This is a genomic window from Photorhabdus temperata, from assembly GCF_025384845.1.
GTDB classification, from domain to species: domain Bacteria; phylum Pseudomonadota; class Gammaproteobacteria; order Enterobacterales; family Enterobacteriaceae; genus Photorhabdus; species Photorhabdus temperata.
Genome location: NZ_JAJAFX010000013.1, coordinates 96661 through 103202, shown reverse-complemented (window position 1 = coordinate 103202; position 6542 = coordinate 96661). Strand labels below are relative to the sequence as shown.

5 protein-coding genes and 3 tRNA genes are annotated in these 6542 nt (G+C 36.6%); 6 read left to right on the top strand and 2 right to left on the bottom strand.

All coding sequences use genetic code 11. The features are described 5' to 3' along the window. Positions 1-1037 (bottom strand): hypothetical protein (locus tag LGZ99_RS07315; protein WP_262978994.1); only part of this gene is annotated, 1037 nt, incomplete at its 3' end. Between the two features lie 744 nt (positions 1038-1781). Here LGZ99_RS07315 and LGZ99_RS07310 point away from each other — a divergent pair. From LGZ99_RS07310 to LGZ99_RS07285, 6 genes are all read left to right on the top strand, one after another. Beyond that, positions 1782-1857: transfer RNA gene (locus tag LGZ99_RS07310), tRNA-Asn, on the top strand. 240 nt (positions 1858-2097) lie between these two features. Then, positions 2098-2173: transfer RNA gene (locus LGZ99_RS07305), tRNA-Asn, on the top strand. Positions 2174-2420: 247 nt separating this feature from the next. After that, positions 2421-2496: transfer RNA gene (locus LGZ99_RS07300), tRNA-Asn, on the top strand. Positions 2497-2713: 217 nt separating this feature from the next. After that, positions 2714-3766 (top strand): dihydroorotase, encoded by a 1053-nt coding sequence (gene pyrC / locus LGZ99_RS07295; RefSeq protein WP_262978993.1) that lies wholly within the window; start codon positions 2714-2716, stop codon positions 3764-3766. 201 nt (positions 3767-3967) lie between these two features. Beyond that, entirely contained in the window at positions 3968-4222 is a 255-nt protein-coding gene (bssS, locus tag LGZ99_RS07290; RefSeq protein WP_011146095.1) for a biofilm formation regulator BssS, read from the top strand. 203 nt (positions 4223-4425) lie between these two features. Beyond that, positions 4426-5028, top strand: coding sequence for a LuxR C-terminal-related transcriptional regulator (locus LGZ99_RS07285; RefSeq protein ID WP_262978995.1), 603 nt, complete (start codon positions 4426-4428; stop codon positions 5026-5028). Between the two features lie 63 nt (positions 5029-5091). Here LGZ99_RS07285 and trhO read toward each other — a convergent pair whose 3' ends face one another. Beyond that, a complete protein-coding gene (trhO, locus tag LGZ99_RS07280) occupies positions 5092-6150 on the bottom strand; it encodes an oxygen-dependent tRNA uridine(34) hydroxylase TrhO (RefSeq protein WP_036840458.1) in 1059 nt (352 codons plus the stop codon). Positions 6151-6542: the final 392 nt, after the last annotated feature.

The following is a 6542-nucleotide window of genomic DNA, read 5'->3' as shown; positions in this document are numbered from 1 at the left end:
TTATGCAGTATGTTTACTTCACCAACAAATGATAATTCGTAATGAATTCTTACCCGACCATTACCTATATAATTGAAGAAATCAATACCACCCGGCTGACCATCAGCATTTCCTTCAGGATTAATTACAGCTAAACGGAAAATATTATTTTCATCACCACTTAAAGACTCTATCTTTAATAATATCTCTCCTGCATCCTGATTATCAGCAGAATCCCCTTTAATGTGAACTATACCTTCTTTCAATACCTTATCTTTAAGTTTAACATCACTGACCATAATATTGATATCATAATCAATAATACTCTCACCAATTGGCCGGCCCCTGCTCTCATCATATTCATCAATATAAGGCACTTCCAGATCACGACGAACCTGAATTGTTCCAGGGCCTTCATCAAGCTCTACAAGTACACGTTGAACAGTAGAGAATTTAGCACTGCCGCTTTCGCTAATAGTATAATAAACACTATCGTGTTTACCGGCAGTAAGAAGAGAATTCTTTACAGATAAGCTACGGATATCATTACTATCTTGTACACTTGGAACAACTTCAACATTACCATCAAAAATAAATTTCAGTTCATGCTTATTTAAAATATTCGAATCAGCAAAAAGTACTTTAACGCCTGCTCTTATATCACCACTGTCAATAACATTATCATAATTTGCCGGATATATAGGTGCTGCCAATCCTGCTGATTTTAGCTTGAATCGATCGAGAACAGCTTCTGCAACTACACTGCCATTCGCATCTGTTACTTCAGCAACAAATTTGACTGTGGTATTAACCTTTTGATCTGTTTTGATTTTTACCAATATTTCAGATGCTCTACTGATAGAATCGAATACGTTATTGTTATTTATAATTTCATATTCGCCCTCATTCAAGCCATTCACTACAATTTTACTTTTATAATTATCTAATGATGTCGAACCATCATCATCCTTTGGAACTACAAACAATCTCAATGGAACGTTAAACCAATCTTTATGTGAAACCCAGTTAGTTACATCAGTATTAATTGAAAACTTCATGACTTTTCCTCATTTATTTTATAGAAATTACCAGAAAATCAGCCACTCTTTTCGGGAGAAATATTATCTACTGACTTTATATTTAGAATTACCTTCACCTCCTTAATAATAACTTAATTTTATAACACTCAATTTTTATTTGTTTAATTTTGTAATGTTTTTTCTGAAATAGCTTTTAATTTTTTACTGCACTTTTTATATTAATGCAAATATATTATTAAATTGAAAATATCTTAGCATGTTAGCGGTGAATAAAATTTCGTTATCAATATCGAGTTCTTTTACATTTGTTTCAGCCTCGATTAATACCCTATTTTACAAATTGGAAGCCAGAGAGAAAATTACTTTTTCAATTAAGAAGTATAGACAAGTAAATTCACTAATAAATATCAAAATACAATAAATGATCTGTTAAAATAAATAAAATAGGAAAAATATTATTAAATATAAAAATTCTATAAATAACATTGAAACAAAGTTACTGAATATATATTTTCTTATATTTTTAATACTCATAATAAATTATTTTATAAATAAAAAAACAGATAATATTTCCACTATTAAATTATCGTAGGTAGATATTAGTTAATTCTTGTATTTCCTGAACTGGAAAATTTAATTGACTAGAAAATAGCAAAAAACATCATTTTGAACACCAGTTAATCAATCAAACTCAATTTTTATTTTTCCCCTTTGACAAGCCCTAAATACCCAGCTATTATTCGTCTCGTTCTCAGGAACAATTCCTCCATAGTTCAGTCGGTAGAACGGCGGACTGTTAATCCGTATGTCACTGGTTCGAGTCCAGTTGGAGGAGCCAAATTAGAAAAGCCCGCTTAATGCGGGATTTTTGCATTTCTGATTCCACTCTCCACTTACAACGTAACATTTATAATCCTAATCAACCGACTTCCATAGTATACAGTTCCAGCAAACAAGCTTCATTCAGCATAAATACAGAGCAATAAGTTCAGTTTGCCAGCAAACAAACCTTATTTGTTGTTTTCTGCTTTGACAAAGCAAAAGTGTACCGCTAATATGCTCCCCGTTGTGAAGCAATTCCTCCATAGTTCAGTCGGTAGAACGGCGGACTGTTAATCCGTATGTCACTGGTTCAAGTCCAGTTGGAGGAGCCAAATTAAGAAAAACCCGCTTGATGCGGGTTTTTTGCTTTTCTGATTTCGCTAATTACCTAATATCGTCACACCAACACAATAACGCTATCCAACCCACTCTCATAGCATATAATTCCATCAAATAACCATTGTTTAGAACAAAAACAAACCAATAAGTTCAGTTTACCAGCAAACAATCACGATTTGTTGTTTTCTACTTTGACAAAGCAAAAGTGTACCGCTAATATGCGCCCCGTTGTGAAGGAGTTCCTCCATAGTTCAGTCGGTAGAACGGCGGACTGTTAATCCGTATGTCACTGGTTCGAGTCCAGTTGGAGGAGCCAACTTCATTTCTTGTTTTACCCTCATATTTCATTTTTTCCTTCTTGATAAGAAAATCCGCCTCTGATTACCCTAAGCTTGTTGATTTAGCTAAATTTTTTACTAAATATTACATTCATTAATAGCTATTTAACTGTTTTAGCTTTATTATCCATTCCCGGCTTGAATATGCTGAACTCAGCATATTTCCTTCCTATCCTATATACTGGAGCCGGTTTCATGACCACTAAATCATATACAATAAAAATCCGCCGCCCTGATGACTGGCACATTCATTTCCGTGATGGTGAAATGCTAAAAACTGTCGTTCCTTATACCAGTCACTATTTCGGGCGGGCTATCGTCATGCCTAATCTGCTTCCGCCGATTACAGAAGTGGCTAGTGCCAAAGCCTATCGAGACAGAATACTGGCAGCCATCCCCGAAGGCGATAATTTCCAGCCTCTTATGACTTGTTATCTTACTGATTCTACTGATAGTTCTCAGATAGAAATGGGTTATAAAGAAGGCATTTTTACCGCTTGTAAGCTCTACCCTGCCAATGCCACAACCAATTCAAGTCACGGTGTCTCTGATATAAAGAATATTTATCCATTATTAGGAATAATGGAAAAACTGGGGATACCTCTGCTTGTACACGGTGAAGTCACTGCTTCTCATATTGATATTTTTGATCGAGAAGCCCGCTTTATTGAACAGGTAATGGAACCATTACGTAATCAGTTCCCGGCACTGAAAGTTGTGTTTGAACACATAACAACCAAAGAAGCTGCACAATATGTACTGGAAGGCGGTAATAATCTGGGAGCAACATTGACTCCACAGCATCTCATGTTTAACCGTAACCATATGCTGGTTGGTGGGATACGCCCACACCTGTACTGTCTGCCTATTCTAAAACGCAATATTCACCAGGATGCTTTACGGGCAGCCGTCGCCAGTGGCTGTAATCGCTTTTTCTTAGGTACAGACTCTGCACCTCACGCGCTGCACAAAAAAGAGTCACCCTGTGGTTGTGCCGGCGTATTTAACGCACCATCCGCGTTACCTGCTTACGCAACAGTGTTTGAAGAGATGAATGCATTACAACATTTTGAAGCCTTCTGTTCACTTAATGGCCCTGGATTTTACGGATTGCCCGTCAATGAAGGCTTTGTCGAATTGACTCGCAAATCTTCCACGGTCATTGAACACATTGATTGCAACAATGAAAAACTTATTCCATTTCTGGCTGGCGAAGATGCCCGCTGGGAAGTAAAAATAGCAGACTGACATACACATGGGGATAGTCATCGTCCCCATTAATTTACATGGCCTATCAACCCACCAGCGAATGAGTCAATAATTCCTAACAAAAAACCTTCTTACTTTCATTAAAAAGCATATACTGATAATGACTCATTCAGGAATGAGGTAGTTTGCTCTTAGTCAATGATATTAATAAATAATGCAGTGATCTGATTAGGAGGTTTTATGGGCAGTAAAGATGAAGTTATTCAAACGCATCCTGTTGTAGGTTGGGATGTCAGTACCGTTGATACGTATGATGCTGTGATGCTACGCCTTCACTATTTGTCCTCCCAAGATCAAACACCAGAACATGTCATGGTAGATCGAACCTTATGGTTGACAACTGACATTGCAAAGCAATTGATATACATCCTCCAGGCAGGAATTGAAAAGATCGAATCCTCAGAATACAGCGATCTAAACCATACTAAGCATTAATAATCTCAAGCCCGGACACCCAAATAACTGGGTGTCCGGCCTGGAGGCACATTGATTCACCCCAACGATTTTGTCTGTAATACCATATAATTAGATAATAATTTCGTATTAAACTGGCTTAACTATCGCAATTGCCGAGTTGACTATCAATAGATAAGGCGTTTATTGTGAGTTCGGCCAAACAAGAACAGGGACGTACAATAATGAAAATCTTAGTCGTTGAAGAGTGCTATTACACCCGTTCAGGTATCAGTGAATTTTTAAAGAAAAATGACAATGTTGAACATATTGAAATTGTTGACTCATCTTCAATTAACGAAGCTATAGATATTGTAGCTCATTTTTCTCCTGATATTGTTCTAGCTAATTTGACTCATTATTGTCACCATTCTAGTTATTGTTCTAATTTACAGAAATTTATTACTCTTATAGATAACACACGTATCTACATATACCTTAATAGCGCCTACCCTTACTGTGAAAATCATATTGCACTGAAAAACAATACTTTTATTTTAGCAAAGAAAAGCCTTCCCTATTTACTTAATAAATTGAGTAAAATAACATTACAGGAAATTCAGAAACATCGAATGACAATTGATGAGTGCTGTTCTATTTTCAGTCCGCAAGAGCATAAAATCATTGATTACTGGATGAAAGAAATTCCAAATTACCAGATATCTCAAAAACTAAACATCAGTAATAGTACAGTATATTCTCATAAAAGGCATATTACTGAAAAAATAAAAGTACATAATAGAATTGAACTCTGTTTTATTTACAATGTATTTAAATATCTCTACTGAAAAAGCTATTGTCTTAAAATAAATAAACTGGCACAACAATCTCTGTGCCAGCTATCAATAACACTATTTCGTCAACTGTAATGAGGTAATATTCAATCCATCCTGTAGACGATACCGGGATTTATTAAATATTTTTGCTCCATTTTCTCGACCAGCCCGACGAACACGCTGTTCCGTTTCTGGTAGCCTGACTTCTTCCCCACATGCTTCACTGCAACAACCTTCAAATTTAGCGGCACATTCCGGGCACTGAATAAACAATAGGTGGCAACCATCATTCTTACAATTAGTATGGCTATCACAAGACGCACCACATTGATGGCAATGAGCAATGACATCATCTGAAATACGTTCTCCCATCCGCTCATCAAATACAAAGTTTTTACCCATAAAACGCACTGGTAATCCCTGCTCTTTGGCTTTACGGGCATATTCGATAACACCGCCTTCTACGTGATATACGTTTTTAAAACCATTGTGCAACATATAAGCACTGGCCTTTTCACACCGAATACCACCGGTGCAATACATTACAATGTTTTTATCCTTATTATCCTGCAACATTTCCACTGCCATTGGCAATTGTTCGCGGAAGGTATCAGAAGGAATTTCAATTGCATTTTCAAAATGCCCGACTTCATATTCATAGTGATTACGCATATCGACAAATAGCGTCTCAGGATCATCCAACATCTGGTTGACCTGCTCTGCTTTAAGATATTCACCGGTTTTTGATGAATCAAAAGTTTCATCTTCAATACCGTCAGCCACTACACGATCACGCACTTTCATACGCAAAACCCAGAAAGATTTTCCATCATCATCAAGTGCAATATTCAACCTCAGATTATCCAACGCAGGATCAACGCCATACAATAAAGCTTTGAATGCTTCCAGATGATGAGTTGGTAAACTTATCTGTGCATTGATCCCTTCTTTGGCAATATAAACCCGGCCAAATACTGAAAACCCAGTAAATTGTTGATACAGGCTGTTACGGAAAGCCAGAGGATCTAAGATATTAAAATATTTATAAAAAGAGATGGTAGTACGAGGCTGAGTCTCCGCCAGCATACGTGCTTTCAACTCTTTATTAGAAATGCGGTTATGTAACACTGGCATGGTGTACTTTCCTGAATTTCAAGTCATAAGATTAGATGTATAAGTGATGGCCTCCGCCATCAAGCGGGTATGATAACGAAAATGATTTTCAACGAGTAGTAATTTGTAACGCGGTAACAGGAAATCAATAATAAAATGGGAGGTCTTCCCCTCCCATTAGCACCTTTTGGCAGCTTCTTAGATTTATCGATAGTCACTTCTACATGCATAGTTTTTCCCTCCACAAAAAATACTGTTTATACAAACAGTAATATTATCCATGTGAATTGTAAATAGCTTCTGGAAAACAGACGAAGACACCACATACTAACGAAAGAAAGCAGCAAGCAGGTTAGTAGAACCGGCCAGAACATGACTCACAATTGATATCCTAAACATTTCATGCCTGAAAA